The following is a 22,469-nucleotide window of genomic DNA, read 5'->3' as shown; positions in this document are numbered from 1 at the left end:
GATTAAAACCCTGTGATTACATAAAGTTACATTTAGTCCTTGGTTCTAATAAATATGGTTTTTTTGTAATATATTTGTGTTTTTAATTTACATTCTTGTTTCACTTTACTAATGTAATTGTGCCTATTTTATAGGCGCAAATAATTATAATTTAAACAGGGATACAAAAATGAAATCTATGTTTCGGAAAAGCATAACAGCGATAGCAGTTACTGCATCGCTAGGTTTAGCCCTTCCTGCATCTGCATCGGACGTAATTGGTTCTGTTCAGAATGTGGCAAATACCTCTTCTTACACTGTAAAAGTTAAAAACCCAGCAACAGGTTTAGAACGTACTTTAAATATTTCAGAAAATGGAACGTTCCGCTTTGCATCATTACCTTCAGGTAACTATGACATTCAGATTCTAAAAGACGGTAATATTGTTGCTGAAGACAAAGTGCGTGTTTCTTTAGGTGCTAACTCAAAGGCAAACTTTGATTTAGCAAGTGTTGCAAACTCAGGCCCTGAAGTTATTCAAGTTGTTGGTGCACGTATTTCATCAATTGATTTATCGACAGCTGACTCAGGCTTGGTTATTACCGATGCTGAAATCGATCGTATGCCTATCAGTCGTGATCTTACTTCGGTTGCATTATTAGCGCCTGGTGCAGTTAAAGGTGATAGTGCATTTGGTAACACTGCCTCATTTGGTGGTTCATCTGTTGCGGAAAATGCTTGTTATATCAATGGTCTTGAAGTAACAAATACACGTCAAGGTCTAGGCTGTGGTGAAGTACCATTCGAATTTTATGACCAATTCCAAGTAAAAACGGGTGGTTACTCAGCGAAGTTTGGCCGTGCGACGGGTGGTACGATTAACACCACAACCAAAAGTGGTACCAATGAATGGGAATTCTCTGCAGTTGTACAATATTCTCCTGACTCACTTCAAGAAGAGGGTTCTATTTCACGTGGTAACCAAGGCGCCGGACAAATTTTCCGAGACGAAAGCGTAGCTTCTGATAATAGCGCGGATGTCACTTTAGCAGTGGGTGGTCCGTTAATTGAAGATACTTTATTCTTCTATGGCTTAGTAAACCCTCGTGATACAGAGTCTACATACACTTGGGGAGGTGACGAATTCTCACCAAACGATCAATATCGTAAAGAATCAGCATCAGGCGGTGATAACCTTTTCTGGGGTGGTAAGCTTGATTGGGATATTACGGATAATCATCGCTTGAGCTATTTTGCTTACTCAAACCGTCGTGATATTGAGCGCTCTGTTTTTGAGTATGACAATGGTGCGATTGGTGATCGTATTGATGGCGCACTTCTAAAACGTGGTGGTAAAGCACAAAGCTTAAGCTATACAGGTATCTTAACAGAAGACCTAGTAGTTACAGCAATGGCTGGTAATATCAAAACTGAATATGAAACTCAATCTGAGAATCTAGTTTGTCCAAGTGTAACTGACTCGCGTGGTACTTCAAACCCAATCACTGGCTGTGGTGCTGGTGGTAGTTTTGGTGCCAATAACGATGACAATACACAATATCGCTTAGATGTTGAGTATGTGTGGGATGCACACGAAATTAGCTTTGGTATCGATTATCAAGAGCGTAAATCAGAGCGAATCAGCCAACCAATTGGTGGCCATAGCTATGACTATCGTACGCTTGCAGATAATGGTAGCTGGCAAGCTGATAATGGTGCACTAACCAATAACACAGGTGCTGCACTTGATTATGTTGAAGATCGTATCTTTGACGGTGGTGGTAGCTTTGAGTCTGAATTAACTGCTTACTATCTTGAAGATCACTGGCAAGTAACTGATGATTTTGCTGTTAAAGTTGGCCTACGTATCGACGAATTCGATAGCTGGGGTACGACTGGCAAGTTATTAACAAGCTTCAAAACAGACATTGCTCCTCGCTTAGGTTTCACATGGGATCCAACAGGTACGGGTGATACGAAAGTGTACGGTACATATGGTCGTTACTATTTACCAGTTGCTAATAACACGATTTTCCGTGCGGCATCAGGTGTTAGTGATATTACGACTGCCTATACGTATACGGGTGTGGATCCAACAACAGGCGCACCAACAGGCCTTGCTCCTTTAGCTGATACTATCGGCAGTGGTGGTTTAGCAAATTCACAACAAGTGAGTGGTGTACCTGTTATCCCTGAAAAAGATATTTTCCAAGCAAAAGAAGCGGATCCGTTTTCTAAAGATGAGTACATCATTGGTGTGCAACAAGCACTCAACGATGAATATACCGTTGGTTTAAAAGGTACATATCGTGAAGTTGCAACTGCACTAGATGATTACTGTGGCCGTTACGCATACCCATACTGCGTCATGATCAACCCAGGCTCTACATCAAGCTGGTACAGCGATGGTTATTACTGGAATGGTACTGATTGGGGTGATTCAAGCTTTGATAATGACGGTGTTCCAGATGCAGGCTCACTAACAACTTACTCAGCTGAAACAATCGGCTTACCGAAAGCAAACAATGAGTATACGTCAGTTGAATTTAGCTTGGATTACCGCGCGGAAACTATCCGTTACCAATTCGGTTATACTTGGGCACGTAGTGTAGGTAACTTCGAAGGTGCTGTTAAGTCTGATATCGGCCAAGCTGATGCGGGTATTACGCAAGATTTCGACTTCCCAGCAGTAATGGATGGTTCACAAGGTTATCAACCTAACGATCGTCGTCACACATTTAAGTTCTTCGGTAGCTGGGAACCAGTTGAAAACTTAACTGTTGGTTGGAATGCAACACTACAAAGTGGTCGTCCACAAAGCCTATTCGGCCAAGGTTATCCATCAAAAGATCCAAACCTAAATGGTGGCTGGGGTGATACTTTCTACATCTATACCAATGATTGTCCAGACACGAATGGTGATGGCGAATGTCAACAAGACGAAAAAATCTATGAGCAGCACACTCGTGGTACAGCGGGTCGTACTCCTTGGACGTTTAACTTAGATTTATCAGCTGCATATGACTTCACGGTATCTGATATTGATATGCGTGCAACTATTAACGTATTTAACGTACTTAATAGCCAAGAGATGACATCTGCGAATGAGCATTATGAGCAAAATGAGGGTGAAGTTAACTCTTATTATGGTTCTGCGTATACATGGCAATCACCTCGCTCTGTTCGTTTAGGATTTGAAGCTCGCTTCTAAGCATAAGAACAATCAATTTGATTGTCCCCCGACTAAAAAAGCCCGTAAGGGCTTTTTTTATATCTGTTTTTTAGTTTAGATTAGTTTATCGGTTTACATTTTACCAAAGGCAGTGGCTCGGTCGCTTTACTATCTAAATGGCGCACAAAACACATTTTATTTTTGATTAATAATTCAAAACGCTCAGGCATCGCTAGCTGTTTACCCATTATCGGGTTACCTTGCGCATCCAGTACATTCATACTATCAGTCACTAATATACTGCTATTTATAAACGCATCATCGGCTACAGCGATAGGCTTGCTATGCATTAGTCTTGCTATCCCTTTTGCTATTAGCTCACTTTGTGACTCAGTTAACCGCGCATGCTGCAGTTTCGGTGTTGGCTCTTGGCTTTGAGCACTACAGCCTAGCAGTGTCGATAACAGTAATAGACTAGTTAGTTGGGCTCTCATTAAGGTTCCTACTGCTCTAAAATTTTACTTTGCTGAAGCAAGGTAGAAGTACGGGTATCAAGCACTTTCGGTGTGTCTGTAAAAATAGCCGGTGCAAACCCTTGTTCACTAATCGTTGAAGTGGCGGCAGGGCAGCGGCCAGTCTCACGATAGCTAAGCGCTGTACTTAGCATAGCTTCACTTTCATCGCCTAATTGATGAGTGAAGTCGTCAGCAACAGCGCAGCCTGGGATCATTACAGGTTGAAACTCGCTATCGTTGCTGTTTTGTGGTGCAAAGCCATCTGCATATTCACCAAATTCCTTATTATTGACGCCCGTAAACTGAATGCTGAAATACGTAGTATCACAGTTATCAGTTGGGTAGTAACCATAGGGTTTGCCACAGGTTGTTTCGCCTATTTGAATTACCTCGATGTCGGCACCGCGTAGGCCATTAATCACTGCCTCACTTGCTGAGCAGGTGCTGCCTGTTGTCAGCACAAAAACACGTTCTAGGTTCAACGAAGGCAATGGGGTTCCTGGGCTGACAGCTGGGTTTTCGGCAAAGCCTAAAAACTCATCAGTAAAATAAACAGGCTCTAAGCGATCGCCAGTGATTGGGTTAAACGTTGGATGCTGATCATTAAAAATAGTGCGCTCGAAGATTTTACCTGTGGTGTTACTTTCGCCAGCTACCATGTAAGCAACTTGGCTGGCCATTTGCAGGAATCCACCGGGGTTATAGCGCATATCAATAATTAAATCTTTAACGTTACTTGCAGCTAAATTATTAAAGGCATCGTATAAGGGTTTTTCTGCTACAGCATTATGGCGATTAAACTGAAAGTAGCCTACTTCACCATTGGCGAAGGTCTTTATGTTGCTAACTGCTTGGCCTGTAATAGTTTGTGCAGTCATAGTGACTTCGCGAATTTCGCTGGTATTAATGTCTTTGAATACAAAAGAGGTCACCTTGCCAGACTCTGATGGAAAGAGGCCTGCATTTAATACATCAACCTCAGCTTGGGTGCTGGCATTAACAAAGTCAACGCCATCCACTTCAATGACTTCTAAGCCTCGGCTCAGATTGAGGTTTGCAGCCGGTGAGTTAGGTTCTGTGTAGCTGATAATCCCTTGGCGAGGGGCGCTGGCACTGATTAACTTAAGTTTAAAGCCATAACCAAAAGACTGCCCCGATTGGCTCTGAGCTTGCCACTCGTCAGTTGGCAAGCTGGCATGAAAGTTATCTTTATTTGCACCTGAATCAGTGGTGTTTTGGGTTTTTAATAAGGCAAAGTAATTTAAAACACCGTCAGTCAATGCAGGGTTGCGATCAACAATTTCGTTATACCAAAGGTAGGTTTCGTGACTCCAAGCGCGTAGCCAGTGCTTTTCATTAAGTGCTTGGCATTGTTGGTCAAACTTACTTGATGGCTCAAATACACCTTCAGTCCATGTGATATCAGCAGCATCGATAGTCCCTGACTCTGAGCTACCAGAACCACCACAGCCTGCAATGATAAGCGAACACGTAACTGCTACAGCAGCTAAAGGCTTTTTAAAATGAACAAACATAACACCAACCTAAACAGCTTTACTGACCTGAATATAGCTAGTTTTTAAGCAATTAGATAGATTTCGCGGGCGTTTTTATAGCTTAGTTTATGCCATAAACTCGACTGCGAGCACAATGAGTGATAGTGCTCCCAGCAGTTTTTGTAGCTGGTATTTATCTGGCAAACAGGGAAATTACTGGCAAACATCACTCGATGTTCACCAAAGTACTTAACTAAATTATTAACCAGCCAAAGATGTTTGTTTACTGCTATTTGCGTGAACTCTAACCCTGAGAACTTTATCGCGATATTATCGCAGCGGCTGAGTTTAATGATTGCTTCGAGCCATCTTTGCTCATTACTAATAAAGCCTAAATGATTAATTACTACACGTAATGAGGGCAGTGCGGTGCAATATTTAATAATCTGCTCGGTTACCTGCATGTTTTCAATTTCAAACTGTGCTTCAAAGTGTAAGTTTTCGCTTGCGAGCATGGCTAGGTTATCTTGGCAGTGAGGAGTTAATAAGCGCTTTGCTTCATCACCTTCGGTTATATCGCGAATACCAACCAAAGATGAGTGCTTTAACTCATTGAGTGACGCTTCAAAGTGTTTGCTAGATGCGTCAATCGCGCTGTAGCTGATTGCGCGATAGGGAATGTCATTTAAATGCGTTGCAAGCCAATTAAGCTCATTCACTGGCGCTTGGTTATCAAAGCCAGCTTCAATATGCACCAGCGCTTCTAGTTGAAATGGGCAAGCGGCTTTAAGCTCTGAAGCAGTAATTTGTTTTTTTATTTTATCTAGATTTGGCCAAGCGGGGGGATTGTTACCTTGTAGCCAAGTGTATTGACCCTCAGTGAGGTTAAAAAAGTGCACATGTGGGTCAATAATTTTGTCGCTCATTGCGTGGTGTATCCACCATCAATGCTTTGTAAGCTACCAGTTATAAAGCTTGCTTCTGGGCTTATTAAAAAATTCACCAAAGCTGCAATTTCTTCTGGTTGCCCTAAACGGCCTAGCGGTTGCAGTGCGGCTTCTTCAGCAACAATTTCTGCTTTGTTGGCACCACTGCGCTGACAATATGCATCAATCGCATTATGAAACAGTGGTGTTTCTATCGTACCCGGACAAACCGCATTAGCACGAATGTTAAACGCGGCATAATCGAGTGCTGTCGTTTTTGCCATTGAAGCTAGCGCATGTTTGGTAAGGTTATAAGCAAACGAGTTTGGTTTGCCAATGATTGCCTGATCAGAGGCAACCAATACAACACTGCCGCCTTGCTGGCTTTTCATGCTAGGTAATACAGCTTGAATTGCTGCATAGGCACCTTTCACATTGAGCGCAAACAGGGCATCAAACGTTGCTTCATCGGTATTTTCGATGCTGGCACTTAAATGACGACCCGCATTAGAAATTAAGGCATCAACGCGGCCCGTCTCGGCAATAATTTCGGCGATAACTGACTTCACCTGCTGAACATCACTAACATCACAGTGGCGATAGTTGCCCTCAGACGGGGTGATATCTAAGTTATATACTGTGTAGGCCTCACGCTCTAAACGCTCAACAATAGCTTTGCCAATACCTTTACTGCCACCAGTGACAATTGCAACGTTTGTCATCATTTACCCTTAGTGGCTGTGGCCACAACCGCCTTCACCGTGCACGTGGCCGTGTGATAACTCTTCGGCAGTTGCTTGGCGAACATTAATCACTTCAACATCAAACGTTAGTGTTTTACCAGCAAATGGGTGGTTTAAGTCACAATCGGCATTGAAACGGCCCACTTTAACGATAGTCACTTGGTGGCGACCTTGGTTTGAATGAACGATTGCAGTCATACCTGGCTTCCACACTTTTGTGTTACCTTGTAAGTGCTTAAGTGGAATACGTTGGATAAGGTTATCAACGCGCTCGCCGTAAGACTCGCTAGGCTCAAGTGTTACGCTAAAGTTATCGCCAGCCGATTTACCTTCAAGGGCTTTTTCAAGACCTGGAAGCATGCCTTCAGTGCCATGGATATATGAAAGTGGCTCGCCATCTTTACTTGATTCGATTTGCTCGCCTGCTTCACTAAGTGTGTAGTGAAACTCAACCGCTGCGTCTTTACTGATCTGCATGTTATTTCTCTTTAGAATTTAAATATAGGCGCTGATTTTACGCTAACCACAAAGAGTGAGCAATCAAGGCTTTTTCAACGAGCTTTCAATGCCTGACAACATGGCTTCGCTGGCTGGTACTTGCGGCTCAGCGGGTTTTGCTTGCGGTAGGTGCAATGTCAAAATGGTGCCTGGTTTTAAAATGCTAGTGGCACTGAGTTTATTCCACGTTGCGACGTCTTTATGAGGCACGTCGTATAGCTGACTGATACTCCAAATTGAATCACCTGGTTTGACTAGGTAATCAACCGCAATGGTTGCGATGACTTCCTCATGCTGTTCAAGGTAAGGGCTGATATTGTAATCAACCATAAGTGATTCCGGCATGGTTTGGGGCTGTGATAAGCGCAATTGTTCACCGACCTTAATCAGGTTACTTGTTTTGCTATTAAGCGCTTTCAGATCCTTTACAGACATATTAAAGCGTCTGGCAATGCCATAAAGGGTATCGTCTTTTTGCACTATATACTCACCGGCAAAGTTGTTGCGAAACAGCTTACTTTGCAACAAGGTGCGGCGCTCCATAGGTAAAAGCAGAGTATGTGGACCATTTGGCGAGCTTTGGTTTTTTAAATATCCTGGGTTTAATTTGTGGAGCTGGTTATGCCCCACGCCAGATAAGTTAGCGATCACCGAAAAATCAAATTGCTGGCCAACATCAAATTCTGTGGTGAGTGCTTTATTCGCTAATTTAGGGCGCTTTAAGCCTTGTTCAGGATGCTTTAGTAAATAGCTAAGTGCCAAAAGTTTAGGTATATATTCAGCGGTTTCTTTTGGTAGCGATAGCGACCAATAGTCAGTTTTTTTGCCAAGCTTTTTATTTTTTGCGATAGCTTTTTTAACGCGTCCTTCACCACTGTTATAGGCTGCAAGGGCATGCAGCCAGTCACCATCAAAGCGTTTATGTAAGTAACTTAAATAAGCTAAAGCGGCATCGGTTGAAGCGAGTATGTCTTGGCGGCCGTCATACCATTGGTCGCTTTGCACACCAAAATGATAAGCCGTTGCGCCGACTAACTGCCAAACACCAACGGCTTGCTCTGATGATCGTATTGTTGGTCTAAAATCACTTTCAACAAAGGGTAATAGGGCCAGCTCCATCGGTAGCTTCTGTTGCTCGATACGTGTGACGATATGATACAAATAAGGTGCCGCACGTTTATTTACTTTAATCAGGTAATTGGGCTGTTTTAAATACCATTTTACTCGTGCAGATGTATGTTTATTGGTTTGAAATACCAGCGTTAAATTGTTGGCGATATGCTGCCATAGATCTTTCGAGCGAGGCTTTGCTAGCGGGGTATTATTGACTGCTATGGACGCAGCAACAGGACGTGGTTCAACAGCTGTTGAATCGACAAACTCACTAGGTGCTTGTTGGGTTGTTAAATCGGGCTCATAATGGCTAAAAATCTCCGGCCTTGCCCGTTGTTGTTCTGTTTCTTGCTGAGTTACTTGGCATCCTTGTAAGCCAATAAACAAGCTCAGCAAAAGTAAATATTTCAAACTTACTTGAGCCATATAATAAAATCCTTTTACTATTTTAGCCCTATTTTGACAATTTGCTTTGTTTAAGTCCAGCTTCTAGAAACATAGAAAACGCTCTTTCTCCCACTTCATCAAGCTGGTATTGCTGTTTAACCTCTGCAGGAAAAAGCGGAATTAATTCACTCACTGGTTTATCTGGCGAGGAATTTGTCATCTCTTGAATGGTTTTTAAAAACCTTAAAGGGAGTGCAAGTTCAGCAGGTGTCAGTGGCTTACCGTGACCCGGTAAAATTGTTGTCAGTGTGGTATTTTTTTGGATACCTTGCAGCGTGGTTATCCAGCTAGAAAATGTACCATGCCCAGGATAGGGTAAGCTGTCGACTATATCGCCACCTAACAGCACGCGACCTTGATCTGCACTTAAAGTGAGATCGCCTTTAGTGTGTGCTTGATACGGTGTAATAACGATAGGGTAATTACCAAGGTCTAGCTGTGTTGGTTCAGTAATGCTAATCGCTGGTGGCTTTAAGGTGAGCTCTCGCCAGCGAAATAAGCGTTTTTTAGCAAGTTCTAGTTTGTCGCGCCAAATAGCTTGTTGATCTTCAGGTTGATTGGCAAGGCGTTGATAGCTCAATTCAATACTTTTTTCATAACCATCTAATTTATCTGTCAATGCTTGCTGCATCGCTACAAACTCAGTTGCTACTTGCTGATGCACAATAAGCTTAGCTTCAGGGAACTCAGCCTGTAAAACGGCCAAGCCTAGCAGGTGATCATCATGATAATGGCTCGCTACTAAATAACATAATGGTGTTTTTAAGCGTTTTTTTAACTGCACTGCGAGCTTTTCTACTTCGGCAAAGTTACCACTGGCATCAAACATTAATGCGCATTCTTTACCTTCAATCAGCACTTGATTCGAATCGTAAAAACGCAGTTTATTTTGTTGTTGTAGAAATTGGATTTCGGGACTGATGCTATGCCAGCTAACGCTTGCTTGGGCGCTATAGCTTACGAAAAGACAGATCAAAAAAGCACAAAATCGCATAGTGTTTCGCTCTGATAGTGGTTAGTAGAATTGATTGTAAACAAAAAAAGCGCAGGATGCGCTTTTTTCTAAATACTAAGGTGCTGGCTGAGCTTATCTATTAAGCTGTCATGTTGTTGCTCTTGTTCTGCTTGTTGAGATTTAACTTCAAGCAATTCATGACTTAAATGTAATGCTGCCATCAGCAACGCTTTTTGGTCATTGCGAACCGATGAGCGTTGTTTCATTTGCTCCACTAAGTCATTCAAATTTTGTGCAGCAGCAACTAGGGCGTGTTCTTGCCCAGGTGGGCAAGAGAACTCATGTTCTTTACCTAGTAGCTCTACGGTGACCCGCTGACTTTGTGGGCCGCTCATTAGCTAGCCTGTTGAACGCTTTGTAATTTCTCAAGCAGGCCAGTTAGTGTGCTGCTTGTATCTTTTTGTTTCTCTTCGTTTTCTAGTACTTCTAGTTGCAGAGTTTCGTTCTCATCTAAAAGCTTAGAGTTTTGCTCTTGTAAGCTTTTAACTTCGCTTTCAAGTTCACTGTTGCGAAGAATTAACTTGTCGATCAGTTGTTCGAGTTGGGAAAGAGTTTCGTTATTCATAAATGCGCTCATAAAACTGTGATTATTGTCATGCAAATGTAAAGGAAAGTGTCTTGATATGCCAGCATTTACGGCCGTTTTAGAGGATTTTTATTTATTATTAAGGTGTAATTCAGCGTAGCGGCTTTTTTATTCATTTATGATTCACCAAAACGCCAGATGCTAGGATCATTTTCTGTTTATCATGTACAATATGGCTATTCATTTTTAATGCAGTTTTGCATTTGGCGACTTATAAATATGCTTAGTTATCGACACTCTTTTCATGCAGGTAACCCTGCTGATGTTCTAAAACATCTTGTTCTAGCTGAAGTTCTTAAATACCAAACAATTAAAGACAAACCGCTTGATTATGTGGACACCCACTCAGGTGCTGGCTTTTTTGAACTTGCAGGCAGTGATGCACAAAAAACACAAGAGTATTTAGATGGGATTGCTAAGCTTTGGCAGCATAACAGTGAACACAATGCACTTAATGAGTATATTGAGCTGATTAAATCATTTAACTCAAATGGTAATTTAGATTTTTACCCTGGTTCGCCAAAAATTGCAGAGCACTTTTTACGTCGCCAAGATAACGGTTGGTTCTTTGAGTTGCATCCTCGTGACTTACAGTTACTGCAAGACAACATGAAAGGTAAGCGTTCTATTCGCGTACGTGGTGAAAACGGCTTTCAAGGCTTAATTGGTTTATTACCACCAGCATCACGTCGAGCTTGTGTGCTTATTGACCCTCCATACGAAATTAAAAACGACTACGATACGGTTGTTAACACTCTTGTTAAGGCGCATAAACGCTTTGCAACTGGAACGTACATGATTTGGTATCCGGTTGTAGATCGTGAGCGAATTGACAGAATGGAAGCGGGTTTAATCGCATCGGGTATGCGTAACATTCAGCTTTTCGAGCTTGCAACAGAGGCAGACACCGACGTTCACGGTATGACAGCATCGGGTATGATAGTGATCAACCCGCCATGGAAACTAAAGCAAACAATGGATGCGGTATTACCAGAGCTTGTTTCATTACTAAGCGATAGCAGTGGTTTTTATCGCAGTGAACAGTTAGTTGAAGAATAATTTCTCCAATACAAAAACGCCCAGCAATTGCTGGGCGTTTTTGTATTTAACTGTTGTTAATTCATATAAGTCGCTGCGAAGGTCGCAAGTGGCTCATCACTATCATCTAACAAGGTTAACTGTTCACCATTGATAGAGTACTTAGCTGTTGCCGCAAGTGCTGCAGACATGGCCGCTTCAATATCCATTTGTGATACACACATTTTTTTGGTGCTTGCTAATGGGTTGAATGTAAGCGTCTGCTCGTTAACCTCGTAACTACCTGAGAAGTTATTACATCCTAAGTGACCATTGGTTGAACCATCGTCTTTAAACTGTACGAAAGGTTCTTTATTTTCAACGGTGATAGCCTCACCGCTGATTGTAACTGCTTTCCAATACGTATTGGTCAATGTCACGTCTGGCTTTTTCGCTGATACTTTTGTTACTGTCACCTTGTACACATCATCCGTCGCATCTTCGGCAAATGGATTATTGTGAGTGGTGCTGATGTAAAGTAATTTACCTTGATTCTCAATGCGTGCACTCACACTATAGCGGTGACGGTCAGCAATTTTGCTTTCGTCATACTCAAGTTCCACGTTATATGGTGGCGCACCATTTAATTCAATTTCTTGTTCGCTGATAACCTCTGCTTTGGCATCCATTTTTGATACATCAGCAAGTTGTACTTTTAATACTGAACCCGGTGGCAGCATGCTGCGGTCTAAATAAATAACCTGAGTATTGAGGGTTTTCATTGTTGATTGCTCAGCTTGTGGTGCGGCAGAGTCTTCACCACAACCTGTTAATACTAAGCTGCTCCCTAAGATCATTAAACTGCATAGAGAAGCGCGTTTGAAAGATGAGATGGTATCCGAAGCCATGATTGTTTCCTTGCGTTTTAGGGTTATGCGTCTTTGTAATTGAATAAGCATAAAGTTCGCTGACTTAATCATAGCTTAATTAACAAAAAATGGGCACTTGGCCCATTTTCTTAATTACGGATTCGCTTTAAAAAGCAAATTGAGTGCTCGTTATTTTTTCACGTATTTGGTCAGAATAACAATGCGTTGACCATCAACACGGCCTTCAATATGTTCTGGGTTGCTCGTTAAGCCAATGTTTCTTACTGCTGTGCCACGCTTAGCAACAAGGCTGCTGCCTTTCACATCAAGATCTTTAATAAGTGTCACAGTGTCACCCGCTTGAAGTACAACACCATTACTGTCGATGTGTTTAATATCGTCATCTTCAGCTAGGGCTGTTTGCGCCCATTTTAACGTGTCTTCTTCAAGATAAATCATATCGAGTGCGTCTTGTGCCCAACCGTTATCAGCAGCTAAACGCTTCAACATGCGATAAGCCACAACTTGTACAGCCGGTGTTTGACTCCACATGCTGTCGTTCAAGCAATGCCAGTGGTTTGCAGTTAAATCAGCATTATTTTCAATTTGATCTTTACAGGTTTGGCAAACGTAAATGCATTTATCAGAATGAGCCTCTGTAACAGGTGGCACTTCGTAAACAGATAGATTGTCTGTATTAGTGCAAAGTTCACATTGGTTATTACTGCGTTCGATTAGGGCTTGTTCAATGCTCATAGGAGGCTCTTTTAGTTAACAAGGTAAGAAAAACAGCGCGCATTATAGCAAAAGCAGGTCCAAAGCGGAATATCCCTAATTATTGTAGGGGTATGCTTTTTGTGTATTTATTGATTATGGCATCTAAGCGGCCAGAATTTTTAAGTTCTTTGATTGCTGTATTTATTTTTGGTAACAATGATTGATGCTCACTGCGCAGGCGAATTTTTAGATTACCTAGCGAATGTAATGCACCAAAGCTGATATCTGCATCAAATTGCTCAGCCCAATATAATGCTGGCAGTTTATCAATTATGACGACCTCAATTCGTTGCATTTTTAACGCCTGAATGAGTTGTTGCTCAGAGTGAAAATCAACCCGTTTAAAGCGGTTATCGTCATAATAGTAATAGCCTAAAACAGTCCCTACGGGTTGATTACGAATACTGTTGAGTTGCTGCCATTGAGCCACAGAGCTTTTTAAGCTCACTAGATACTCTTCAACGGCAAACAGGGTGTTTGAGTAACTAAACTGTGGATTTTGTTTTTCTGTCTGGCTCAGCCATTCGGGGCTTATGACATCAAAATCGATATGTCCTTGGTGAAGGTATTTAACGGTTCGTTTTGCAGGAAGCTCGACATGCTGCACTTGAATATCAGCAAGCAGCATAACTTGTTTGATAATTTCAGGAAGGATCCCTGGATTGCTTTTATCATCAATATAGTAAGGATAGTAGTTCCCAGAGCCGGTTACATTGTATTTCAGTACAGGTTGCTGCTCAGCCAAAACTGCTTGAGTAAGAAAAAGTAAAATTAAGAAAATCGAGTTAGAGAAGCGCAATGGTCTGATTGAATTCGTTTTCATGTACCTAGTTTGGTTGGGTTTTTGTTTTTTAGCAAGGTAAACATCTTTCACTATACTTATAACAATAGTAATGTGGAGATAGCCACATCTAAGTGAGAAGTAGAATGTCAGAATTAAGTATGGAAGGTAACAAAAGTCAGAGCGTGACTCAGTATATAGCCCGGCAGCCAATATTTAATGCTGATAAAAGTTTGTATGCTTACGAATTATTGTATAGAGAATCGAGCGATAATGTCTTTCCTGCAGGCACGAGTGATGGCCAAGCAACGGGGCGGCTATTTTTTAACGCGTTAATGTTGATGGGACTCGAGAAGCTAACGGGTTTTCAACCTGCGTTTATCAACCTATCGACCGACGCTATTTTGGATGACTTTCCTAAGCTGTTACAACCACGCAGTGCGGTTATCGAAATAGTGGAGCGGGCTACCAGTATCCCAAAAGTAGTGAATCGCGTTAAGCAGTTAAAACAAGAAGGCTATTTGTTCGCGCTTGATGATTACGACGGCACAGATAAATGGCAAGATATTTTGCCTTTAATGGATTTTATTAAGCTTGAAGTTACGCAGCCGATTATCAAAACCAACATGATGATCAAAAAGCTTAAACGCAGCTTCCCAGAAACCACTATCATAGTGGAGCGCATTGAAACTTATGAAGACTTTAAGCAACTAAAAGCAGCAGGTTGCGACCTGTTTCAGGGCTACTTTTTTGCCAAGCCAGAGCTTTTAAGTTTTGGTAATGTTGAACCATCAAAAGTTGCCGTGCTTGAATTACTTAACTGTACTGCGCAAACAGATTTAAATTTTGACGCAATTCAACAACGAGTTGCTAAAGATATAGGCCTTACAGCACGCATTTTAAAATTAGTTAATGCGCGAATCAGTAATAGTCAGCAAACAATTCGTTCGATTTCACAAGCGGTTATTTACCTTGGTGAAGACGCGATTAGACAATTTGTACGGGTATTAGCGCTGAGCGAGTTGGGCAATGATAAACCGCAAGAGCTGACTAAACTGGGCTTAACAAGAGCTAAATTTATTGCGCTGATGCTTGAACCTGGTGGTAAAGACCTAGCTGAGCAGGGTTATTTAGTCGGTTTACTATCCGTACTTGATGCTATTTTAGATATGGAGCTTGATATCATTGCCAAAGAGTTTTCACTGGGTAGTGAGCTTTCGAGCGCACTGTTAAACTTTAATGGCATGCAAGGTGCGAGCTTACAACTTGTTAAGGCGATGGAAGAAGAGCAATGGCAAACTGCTCATGAGCTGCTAATGATGATCCGCCCTGCGTCAAAGATGGATGTGGTTTTTCAAGCTATGTACGATGCCCGTGCTTATGCCGATGAAGTGTTCGCAAGCTTATCATCGGTTACAGACTAAAAGCACAGAGTTCGTTATGATGCGGGCTCTGAGTATTAAAAAGGTTTGTAACTAATGCGTGTTGTTTTTCCAATACTGGCTATTTTAATTGCCTTGGCGTTACTAATTCCTGGTGTAACCCAGCCTGTGCTCACCCTAGAAGGAAAAATCGATAAATCTAAGCTTGCCAAAACAGGTATTGAAATGATTGCCGATGAAGGCGATCGCAATACCCGTAGCGTGTTAATGATGGCTTCAAGCATGTTGGGGCTTGATAAGCTTGAAGGTGAAATAGATGCCTACAAAAAAACACGCAGCATTTGGGGCACCGTGAATGAGCTAGCCAATAACAAAAATTACCTTGTTGCCGCGCTTGTTGCAGTGTTCTCGATTGTTATTCCCACTTTAAAACTCTTGATGCAATTGCTTTATTATTTTTTACCTGCGAATAGATTTAAGCATTTGCTCGGTCAACTCATACAGGGCCTAAGTAAATGGAGCATGGTCGATGTGTTTGTGATTGCATTAATCGTGTCTTATTTGGCTGGTAATGCCGATGGGCAAATGGGCGAGCTAATCAAAATGCATGCCGAATTGGGGGATGGATTTTGGTATTTTACTGGTTATTGCCTGTTTGCTATTGCTGCCAGCAGTAACATAAAAATAGATAAGCCCTTGTCGAGCGCGTAAATTTTGGGCTACAATTTGGGCAATTAATTTTTAAGGTATGATGATGACGCGACTTTCAAGCTACTTATTGATAGCTATGATGCTGCTCACTTTTGTGGGTCAGTCAGTTGCGTCTGTTGCTATGGTGTGTGATATGCCACATGCCAGTATGCAGATGGATCATCATGCAAATATGAGTGCTGACAGCGACATGAGTGATATGGATTGTTGCCATGAAGACGTAATGGATAACAGCGATTGTGCGTGTCCGTTCAATGCCTGTACAGCTCATTCACTCCTGCCGTTAAATGATTTAGTTGTTAAATCAATTAAGCAATCAGAAAAAGTCACCGTGTTAGGCGCCAGCCAGCTTAGTTTCCACGCAAGTTCTTTATATCGTCCACCTATTACTGCTTAAGCAGGATAGGTCTGTCTAAAATTCAGTAAAACGCTGAAATACTCCTTATTCTGCACCCAAAATCTATTGTTTTTTAACCATTTTTAAGATTTTTGGAGCATGTGATGATTCACAGCAAATTGATTAAGGCGCTTTCTCTAGGCGCAGTATTGATAACCTCAAGTTTAGTGAAAGCAGAGCCATTGGCGCTCAATCAGGTGATTGATTATGCATTGACTCACGAGCCTTGGTTACAGGCAAATAAATACCAGCAACAGGCGATAGAAGCGCAAAGCATTGCGGCAGGTACCTTGCCAGATCCAGTGTTAACCGTTGGACTCATGAACTTACCAACCGATGGCTTTGCCTTTGACCAAGAGGGTATGACGCAATTCAAAGTGGGCTTGTCACAACAATTTAGCCGAGGTGATAGTCTTGCCTTACAGCAACAAGCTTTAAAACAATCGGCTGAACAATACCCTTGGCTAAGAGCTGACCGCCAAGCACAGATTAAAGCCATTGTTAGCGAAGCATGGCTAAATGCCTATCGCGCACAAAAAAGCATTCAACTGATCAGCCAAGATAAAGCCTTATTTAATCAGCTTATTGATATTACAGAAGCAAGCTATGCCAATACACTTGGTGCGACTCGCCAGCAGGATATTATTCGCGCCCAGCTAGAGCTGACTCGGCTTGAAGATAAGCTGGTGATGTTAGAGCAACAGTTTGATAGTGCAAAAAAACGACTAGCACAATGGCTACCTATTGAAATGCTAAACGGTGCAGTGAGCGATGAAAATACCAAGGTGACCGCAGTAATGGCTTATCAAGAGCTTGCGCCATCGGGGGTGACTGAAGTGCTGATGAATCACCCGGCAATTATTGCTATTGATCATGCTATGCGTGCCAAAAACACCCAAGTGAAAGTGGCTAAAGAAGCGTATAAGCCGCAATTTGGTATGAACCTAGGCTATGGCTATCGTGATGATACCCCGATGGGTGACTCTCGCGCTGACTTATTCTCTATTGGGGTAAGTGTTGATTTACCGCTGTTTACTGATAACCGTCAAGATCAACAAGTTAATGCCGCAATAGCTAATGCCGAGGCGGTAAAAACCAACAAACTTATTACCCTACAAAAACTGCAAGGTCAGTATTTTAAAGAGCTTAGCCAACTAAGCCGACTTGCTCAGCGCAAAGCACTATATCAACAGCAGCTTTTACCGCAAATGGCGGAGCAAGCCGAAGCGACTTTAAATGCTTACACCAACGATGATGGTGACTTTTCAGAAGTGATGCGTGCACGCATCAGCGAACTTAACGCAAAAATTGATGCATTGAATATCGAAATAGACAAACAAATAACCCTCGCTCGCCTTAACTATTACGCAGCAGCAAAAGATAACCAAATAAATGCAGCACAAAGCCAAGGAGCTACCAATGAATAATACAGTGAAATTAGTTATCGCCTTGGCGGTAGGTGCGGCATTGGCAACGGCTTTAAATAAACTAGCTGAGCCAGATCATGAAGCTATGCCAAGCGCTGAGAAAAAGCCCTTATATTGGGTGGCGCCTATGGACAGTAATTACCGCCGTGATGAACCGGGTTTATCGCCAATGGGTATGGAATTAGTCCCCGTTTATGAGGAGCAAAGTAGCGCTGAAGACAGCCCTGGTACTGTGAGAATCTCACCAGCAGTCGTTAATAACTTAGGGGTAAGAACAGCGCCCGTAAGGTTTAAATCATTACAAACGACGGTTGATACGGTTGGTTATGTGCAATACGACCAAGACCAACTCGTGCATATTCACCCTCGTGTCGAAGGTTGGATAGAAACCTTATATGTAAAAGCTGCAGGTGACCAAGTTAAGCAAGGCGAGCCACTTTATACCTTGTATTCTCCACAGCTAGTGAATGCACAAGAAGAGCTATTGCTTGCCCTTAAACGTAACAATGCAGTGCTTATACGTGCCGCAAAAGCACGCTTAGCCTCACTGAATGTTTCTGACGATTTTATTACCCAATTAGAGCAAAGCCAAAAGGTCAGACAAAACATTACCTTTTATGCCAAGCAAAGTGGCGTATTGGATGAGTTAAATATCCGCGAAGGTTTCTTTGTGAAACCGGGCACAACCATGATGAGTATTGCTCACCTAGAAGAAGTGTGGGTTGAGGCTGAAGTTTTTGAGCGTCAAGCAGGGCTAATTCATAAAGGCTTGCCAGTTACTATGAGCTTAGATTACTTACCGGGTAAGCGCTGGCAAGGCAAGGTCGATTATATTTACCCAACCCTTGATGAGAAAAATCGTACCCTTCGCGTGCGTTTACGCTTTGCCAACCAAGATGGCTTACTCAAACCGAATATGTTTGCTGAAGTCAGCATTACTACTAAGCCAACTGAGCCGCAATTAGTCATCGCAAAAGAAGCGGTGATCCGCACCGGTAGCCAAGACCGTGTCGTGATTGATTTAGGTGAAGGGCGCTTTAAGTCAGTGGCTGTGACGCTAGGTCGTAGTGATAATCATGATGTCGAAATTTTATCAGGCTTATTGAAAGACGATAACGTAGTGGTTTCAGCGCAGTTCTTAATAGATTCCGAATCAAGTAAGAGTTCTGACTTTATGCGTATGCAAGAGCCAGATAGTGACAGCGCAATGGTCAATGGCGTGATCAACAGCATTGACCGTGAAGCCCGCACAGCCGTGATCAGTCGTGAGGCTATCCCTAAGTGGGGACGCGAGGCTGCAACTATGGAATTTCATTTTTCGCCGCGTATCGATATGTCTAGTTTACAAAGTGATGATGAAGTGCATTTTACCTTTAAGTTGGTAGACGGTGAGTTTGTGATTTTTGACATCATGACCATGAGCCACCCTATGCAAGGAGAAATGCAATGATAGCTGCCGTGATCCGTTGGTCAGTCGGTAATCGCTTCTTTGTCTTACTGCTGTCTTTAATGTTGGCGGGCTTTGGGATTTTTTCTTTAAAGAATACCCCAGTTGATGCCTTGCCTGACTTATCTGATGTACAGGTTATTGTAAAAACGTCTTACCCAGGACAAGCGCCTCAAGTGGTGCAAGATCAAGTAACGTTTCCTATCACTACAGCCATGTTGTCGGTGCCGGGTGCTGAAACGGTAAGGGGCTTTTCGTTTTTTGGTGACTCTTATGTATACGTTATTTTTAACGAAGACACCGACCTTTATTGGGCACGTAGCCGGGTGCAAGAGTATTTGAGTCAAGTAAGTGCTCGCTTACCAGATTCAGCAAGGCCTGAACTTGGCCCTGATGCAACAGGTGTGGGTTGGATTTACTTGTATGCGCTGGTGGATAAAACCGGTAAGCACGATATTAGTCAGCTACGCAGCCTGCAAGATTGGTTTTTAAAGTTTGAGCTGCAAACGGTGCCGGGTGTATCAGAAGTAGCGTCTGTTGGTGGTATGGTTAAGCAGTATCAGGTGAATGTCGACCCCGATAAATTGCGTGCTTATGGTATTCCGCTGAGTTTAATTCAAACAGCAATTAAGCAAGGTAACCAAGAGCGTGGTGCCTCAGTGGTCGAAATGGCTGAAGCTGAATACATGGTATCAAGCACAGGTTATATTAAAAGTGTCGCAGATTTAGAAGCCATTCCGCTGGGTACTAATGCCAATGGCACGCCACTGCAATTACGTGATGTGGCTGATATAAAACTTGGGCCGCAAATGCGCCGTGGTATTGCCGAACTAAACGGCGATGGTGAAGTAACTGGTGGTGTGGTTGTGATGCGCTTTGGAGAAAACGCCGAAGCAACCATTAAACTCGTAAAAGAAAAGCTAGAGTCGCTCAAAAAAGGCCTGCCAGAGGGGGTTGAAATCATCCCTGTGTACGACCGCTCAAACCTTATTACCCAAGCGCTTGATAACTTAAGCTCAAAGTTAATTGAAGAATTAATTGTCGTGGCCTTAGTGTGTGTAGTGTTTTTATTCCATATACGCTCATCGATCGTAGCCATTATCACGTTGCCAATGGGTATTTTAACGGCTTTTGTGGTGATGTATTGGCAAGGTATAAACGCCAATATCATGTCGCTTGGCGGGATAGCGATTGCCATTGGTGCAATGACCGATGGCGCTATCGTGATGATAGAAAATATGCATAAGCATATGGAGAAAACCCCACTGACCGATGAAAATCGTTGGCAAGTGGTGATGGACTCAGCCGCAGAAGTCGGGCCCGCGTTATTCTTTAGTTTATTGATCATCACTGTCAGCTTTATGCCGGTGTTTATTCTTGAAGCACAAGAAGGGCGCATGTTCTCGCCACTGGCTTATACAAAAACCTATGCGATGGCAGCGTCGGCTGGTTTAGCGATTACACTTGTGCCGGTATTAATGGGCTACTTTATTCGCGGTCAGGTTATTTCGGAGCAGAAAAACCCTGTAAACCGCTTATTAGTGGCAGCCTATAAACCCTTGTTAAATGCAGTATTAAAAGCACCGAAAACAACATTGGTACTGGCATTAGTGTTGGCTGCTATCGGCTTTTACCCGGTTAATAAAATTGGCAGTGAGTTTATTCCTCCCCTTGATGAGGGCGACTTAATGTATATGCCAACTACTTACCCAGGTATTTCAATTGGTAAGGCCCGCGAAATCTTACAGCAGACCGATAAGCTAATTGCCAGTGTTCCAGAGGTTGAGTCGGTATTTGGTAAGGTTGGTCGAGCGGATACTGCCACAGATCCTGCGCCGCTGACCATGATCGAAACCTTTATTCAGTTAAAGCCAAAGTCACAGTGGCGTGAGGGTATGACAACCGAAAAACTGAAAAAAGAGCTCGATAATCTGGTTAAGTTCCCAGGGCTTACCAATGCGTGGGTTATGCCAATCAAAACGCGAATCGACATGCTTGCTACTGGGATTAAAACGCCTGTAGGGATTAAAGTCGCAGGGCCAAAGCTGAGTGAAATTCAAAAAATCGGTGAGCAAATTGAAGTCATCTTAAAAGATTTACCGGGCACGGCTTCGGTTTATTCTGAGCGCGTTGCCGGCGGTCGTTACATCAAAGTCGATATCAACCGTGAGAAGGCTGCGCGTTACGGTTTAAACATTGCTGATGTGCAACAGGTTGTTGCTACTGCTATCGGTGGTATGAATGTGACCGAAACTGTTGAAGGGCAGGAGCGTTACCCAGTTAACTTACGTTATCCACAAGATTATCGCGACTCGCCAGAAGAGCTTAAGTTGTTACCGATAGTAACACCAAACGGACAGCGTATCGCATTGGCTGATGTTGCCCATGTCTTTATCGAAGATGGCCCGCCGGGTATTAAAAGTGAAAATGCACGTATTAATGGCTGGAGCTTAATCGACATTGAAGGCAGTGATATCGGCAGTTATGTTGAGCGTGCGCAACAAGCGCTGCATGAGCAACTTGAGCTACCTGCTGGTTACTCAATTACGTGGGCGGGGCAATATGAATATATGGAGCGCGCAAAAGCCAAACTCAGTTATGTATTGCCACTCACTTTGGCAATCATTGTGGTGCTGTTATACCTCAATTTTAGAAGCTTTATTGAGGTGGCAATGATCATGCTGACCTTACCGCTTGCGATGATAGGCGGTATTTGGCTGATGTACCTTGAAGGTTTTAACTTCTCGGTTGCTGTTGGGGTTGGTTTTATTGCCTTAGCTGGAGTTGCCGTAGAAATAGGCGTAATTATGCTGGTTTATCTCAACCAAGCTTATCAAGATGCGAAAGCGCAATCAGCACAGTTTACGGTTACAGAACTGCGCCAAGCAATCATCAATGGTGCAGGCCTTCGGGTTAGACCAGTGATGATGACAGTCGCCACTATTATCATAGGGTTATTGCCAGTGCTTTATGGCACTGGAACGGGCAGTGAGGTGATGAGCAGAATAGCCGCGCCTATGGTCGGCGGGATGCTCAGTGCCATAGTTTTAACACTACTAGTGTTACCTGCGCTTTATTTTATATGGCGTAAACGCCATCTATAAATTTTACAGTCAGTGTGTAACTTGTACGCTTTTACTTGCTGCAAGTTACACATTTTATTTTAAGTGG

20 protein-coding genes are annotated in these 22,469 nt (G+C 42.7%); 8 read left to right on the top strand and 12 right to left on the bottom strand.

Annotated features, from left to right (window positions below):
• Positions 1-169 precede the first annotated feature (169 nt).
• Positions 170-3,190 carry a TonB-dependent receptor gene (locus L1D51_RS07790; protein WP_054563504.1) on the top strand — a complete coding sequence of 1,007 codons (3,021 nt, stop codon included), beginning with the start codon at positions 170-172 and terminating at the stop codon, positions 3,188-3,190.
• Positions 3,191-3,270: 80 nt separating this feature from the next.
• Here the strand turns inward: L1D51_RS07790 and L1D51_RS07785 are convergent, their stop codons facing one another.
• The 9 genes from L1D51_RS07785 to L1D51_RS07745 all read right to left on the bottom strand — a co-directional run bounded on the left by L1D51_RS07785 (position 3,271) and on the right by L1D51_RS07745 (position 10,469).
• On the bottom strand, positions 3,271-3,645 hold the full coding sequence (locus tag L1D51_RS07785) for a hypothetical protein (protein WP_239963369.1): 375 nt from the start codon (positions 3,643-3,645) through the stop codon (positions 3,271-3,273).
• Between the two features lie 8 nt (positions 3,646-3,653).
• Positions 3,654-5,201: a S41 family peptidase gene (locus L1D51_RS07780; protein WP_055020894.1), complete on the bottom strand. Its 1,548-nt coding sequence runs from the start codon at positions 5,199-5,201 to the stop codon at positions 3,654-3,656.
• A 44-nt stretch (positions 5,202-5,245) separates the two neighbouring features.
• Positions 5,246-6,088: an amidohydrolase family protein gene (locus L1D51_RS07775; RefSeq protein ID WP_239963368.1), complete on the bottom strand. Its 843-nt coding sequence runs from the start codon at positions 6,086-6,088 to the stop codon at positions 5,246-5,248.
• Entirely contained in the window at positions 6,085-6,810 is a 726-nt protein-coding gene (locus L1D51_RS07770) for an SDR family NAD(P)-dependent oxidoreductase (RefSeq protein WP_054563508.1), read from the bottom strand. The genes L1D51_RS07775 and L1D51_RS07770 overlap by 4 nt, the downstream gene beginning before the upstream one ends.
• 9 nt (positions 6,811-6,819) lie before the next feature.
• Positions 6,820-7,308 (bottom strand): FKBP-type peptidyl-prolyl cis-trans isomerase, encoded by a 489-nt coding sequence (locus tag L1D51_RS07765; protein WP_054563509.1) that lies wholly within the window; start codon positions 7,306-7,308, stop codon positions 6,820-6,822.
• Positions 7,309-7,371: 63 nt separating this feature from the next.
• Positions 7,372-8,868, bottom strand: coding sequence for a LysM peptidoglycan-binding domain-containing protein (locus L1D51_RS07760; RefSeq protein WP_239963367.1), 1,497 nt, complete (start codon positions 8,866-8,868; stop codon positions 7,372-7,374).
• A gap of 28 nt (positions 8,869-8,896) precedes the next feature.
• The gene (locus tag L1D51_RS07755) at positions 8,897-9,883 is read right to left on the bottom strand and encodes an MBL fold metallo-hydrolase (protein ID WP_054563510.1); all 987 of its coding nucleotides are present in this window, start codon (positions 9,881-9,883) and stop codon (positions 8,897-8,899) included.
• 68 nt (positions 9,884-9,951) lie between these two features.
• On the bottom strand, positions 9,952-10,239 hold the full coding sequence (locus L1D51_RS07750) for a cell division protein ZapA (RefSeq protein ID WP_054563511.1): 288 nt from the start codon (positions 10,237-10,239) through the stop codon (positions 9,952-9,954).
• Positions 10,239-10,469 (bottom strand): cell division protein ZapB, encoded by a 231-nt coding sequence (locus L1D51_RS07745; RefSeq protein ID WP_054563591.1) that lies wholly within the window; start codon positions 10,467-10,469, stop codon positions 10,239-10,241. Before L1D51_RS07745 ends, L1D51_RS07750 begins: the two co-directional genes overlap by 1 nt.
• Positions 10,470-10,709: 240 nt before the next feature.
• On the opposite strand from L1D51_RS07745, the gene L1D51_RS07740 reads away from it, so the two are divergent.
• Entirely contained in the window at positions 10,710-11,549 is an 840-nt protein-coding gene (locus L1D51_RS07740; protein ID WP_054563512.1) for a 23S rRNA (adenine(2030)-N(6))-methyltransferase RlmJ, read from the top strand.
• A gap of 56 nt (positions 11,550-11,605) precedes the next feature.
• Here the strand turns inward: L1D51_RS07740 and L1D51_RS07735 are convergent, their stop codons facing one another.
• The 3 genes from L1D51_RS07735 to L1D51_RS07725 all read right to left on the bottom strand — a co-directional run bounded on the left by L1D51_RS07735 (position 11,606) and on the right by L1D51_RS07725 (position 13,976).
• Entirely contained in the window at positions 11,606-12,415 is an 810-nt protein-coding gene (locus L1D51_RS07735) for an META domain-containing protein (RefSeq protein WP_054563513.1), read from the bottom strand.
• Between the two features lie 150 nt (positions 12,416-12,565).
• Positions 12,566-13,132, bottom strand: coding sequence for a PhnA domain-containing protein (locus tag L1D51_RS07730; RefSeq protein WP_054563514.1), 567 nt, complete (start codon positions 13,130-13,132; stop codon positions 12,566-12,568).
• Between the two features lie 79 nt (positions 13,133-13,211).
• A complete protein-coding gene (locus tag L1D51_RS07725; protein WP_054563515.1) occupies positions 13,212-13,976 on the bottom strand; it encodes a substrate-binding periplasmic protein in 765 nt (254 codons plus the stop codon).
• 104 nt (positions 13,977-14,080) lie between these two features.
• Here L1D51_RS07725 and L1D51_RS07720 point away from each other — a divergent pair, with 104 nt between their 5' ends.
• The 6 genes from L1D51_RS07720 to L1D51_RS07695 all read left to right on the top strand — a co-directional run bounded on the left by L1D51_RS07720 (position 14,081) and on the right by L1D51_RS07695 (position 22,402).
• Complete coding sequence (locus L1D51_RS07720) at positions 14,081-15,358, top strand: EAL and HDOD domain-containing protein (RefSeq protein WP_239963366.1); 1,278 nt, start codon at positions 14,081-14,083, stop codon at positions 15,356-15,358.
• 54 nt (positions 15,359-15,412) lie between these two features.
• Positions 15,413-16,027 carry a paraquat-inducible protein A gene (locus L1D51_RS07715; RefSeq protein WP_239963365.1) on the top strand — a complete coding sequence of 205 codons (615 nt, stop codon included), beginning with the start codon at positions 15,413-15,415 and terminating at the stop codon, positions 16,025-16,027.
• A 43-nt stretch (positions 16,028-16,070) separates the two neighbouring features.
• Positions 16,071-16,424, top strand: a complete 354-nt coding sequence (locus tag L1D51_RS07710) for a hypothetical protein (protein ID WP_054563518.1) — start codon at positions 16,071-16,073, stop codon at positions 16,422-16,424.
• Positions 16,425-16,528: 104 nt separating this feature from the next.
• On the top strand, positions 16,529-17,851 hold the full coding sequence (locus L1D51_RS07705; RefSeq protein ID WP_055020902.1) for a TolC family protein: 1,323 nt from the start codon (positions 16,529-16,531) through the stop codon (positions 17,849-17,851).
• Entirely contained in the window at positions 17,844-19,301 is a 1,458-nt protein-coding gene (locus tag L1D51_RS07700; protein WP_054563520.1) for an efflux RND transporter periplasmic adaptor subunit, read from the top strand. The genes L1D51_RS07705 and L1D51_RS07700 overlap by 8 nt, the downstream gene beginning before the upstream one ends.
• Positions 19,298-22,402, top strand: a complete 3,105-nt coding sequence (locus tag L1D51_RS07695; protein WP_239963364.1) for an efflux RND transporter permease subunit — start codon at positions 19,298-19,300, stop codon at positions 22,400-22,402. The genes L1D51_RS07700 and L1D51_RS07695 overlap by 4 nt, the downstream gene beginning before the upstream one ends.
• The last annotated feature ends 67 nt before the right edge of the window (positions 22,403-22,469 follow it).

The organism is Pseudoalteromonas shioyasakiensis, from assembly GCF_022398475.1.
Taxonomy (GTDB): domain Bacteria; phylum Pseudomonadota; class Gammaproteobacteria; order Enterobacterales; family Alteromonadaceae; genus Pseudoalteromonas.
This window is presented reverse-complemented; position numbering and strand designations above follow the sequence as displayed.

Excerpts from the sequence above, each read along its gene's own strand:
- L1D51_RS07790 (WP_054563504.1), top strand. The coding sequence starts at position 170 with ATGAAATCTATGTTTCGGAAAAGCATAACAGCGATAGCAGTTACTGCA.
- L1D51_RS07785 (WP_239963369.1), bottom strand. The coding sequence starts at position 3,645 with ATGAGAGCCCAACTAACTAGTCTATTACTGTTATCGACACTGCTAGGC.
- L1D51_RS07780 (WP_055020894.1), bottom strand. The coding sequence starts at position 5,201 with ATGTTTGTTCATTTTAAAAAGCCTTTAGCTGCTGTAGCAGTTACGTGT.
- L1D51_RS07775 (WP_239963368.1), bottom strand. The coding sequence starts at position 6,088 with ATGAGCGACAAAATTATTGACCCACATGTGCACTTTTTTAACCTCACT.
- L1D51_RS07770 (WP_054563508.1), bottom strand. The coding sequence starts at position 6,810 with ATGACAAACGTTGCAATTGTCACTGGTGGCAGTAAAGGTATTGGCAAA.
- L1D51_RS07765 (WP_054563509.1), bottom strand. The coding sequence starts at position 7,308 with ATGCAGATCAGTAAAGACGCAGCGGTTGAGTTTCACTACACACTTAGT.
- L1D51_RS07760 (WP_239963367.1), bottom strand. The coding sequence starts at position 8,868 with ATGGCTCAAGTAAGTTTGAAATATTTACTTTTGCTGAGCTTGTTTATT.
- L1D51_RS07755 (WP_054563510.1), bottom strand. The coding sequence starts at position 9,883 with ATGCGATTTTGTGCTTTTTTGATCTGTCTTTTCGTAAGCTATAGCGCC.
- L1D51_RS07750 (WP_054563511.1), bottom strand. The coding sequence starts at position 10,239 with ATGAGCGGCCCACAAAGTCAGCGGGTCACCGTAGAGCTACTAGGTAAA.
- L1D51_RS07745 (WP_054563591.1), bottom strand. The coding sequence starts at position 10,469 with ATGAATAACGAAACTCTTTCCCAACTCGAACAACTGATCGACAAGTTA.
- L1D51_RS07740 (WP_054563512.1), top strand. The coding sequence starts at position 10,710 with ATGCTTAGTTATCGACACTCTTTTCATGCAGGTAACCCTGCTGATGTT.
- L1D51_RS07735 (WP_054563513.1), bottom strand. The coding sequence starts at position 12,415 with ATGGCTTCGGATACCATCTCATCTTTCAAACGCGCTTCTCTATGCAGT.
- L1D51_RS07730 (WP_054563514.1), bottom strand. The coding sequence starts at position 13,132 with ATGAGCATTGAACAAGCCCTAATCGAACGCAGTAATAACCAATGTGAA.
- L1D51_RS07725 (WP_054563515.1), bottom strand. The coding sequence starts at position 13,976 with ATGAAAACGAATTCAATCAGACCATTGCGCTTCTCTAACTCGATTTTC.
- L1D51_RS07720 (WP_239963366.1), top strand. The coding sequence starts at position 14,081 with ATGTCAGAATTAAGTATGGAAGGTAACAAAAGTCAGAGCGTGACTCAG.
- L1D51_RS07715 (WP_239963365.1), top strand. The coding sequence starts at position 15,413 with ATGCGTGTTGTTTTTCCAATACTGGCTATTTTAATTGCCTTGGCGTTA.
- L1D51_RS07710 (WP_054563518.1), top strand. The coding sequence starts at position 16,071 with ATGACGCGACTTTCAAGCTACTTATTGATAGCTATGATGCTGCTCACT.
- L1D51_RS07705 (WP_055020902.1), top strand. The coding sequence starts at position 16,529 with ATGATTCACAGCAAATTGATTAAGGCGCTTTCTCTAGGCGCAGTATTG.
- L1D51_RS07700 (WP_054563520.1), top strand. The coding sequence starts at position 17,844 with ATGAATAATACAGTGAAATTAGTTATCGCCTTGGCGGTAGGTGCGGCA.
- L1D51_RS07695 (WP_239963364.1), top strand. The coding sequence starts at position 19,298 with ATGATAGCTGCCGTGATCCGTTGGTCAGTCGGTAATCGCTTCTTTGTC.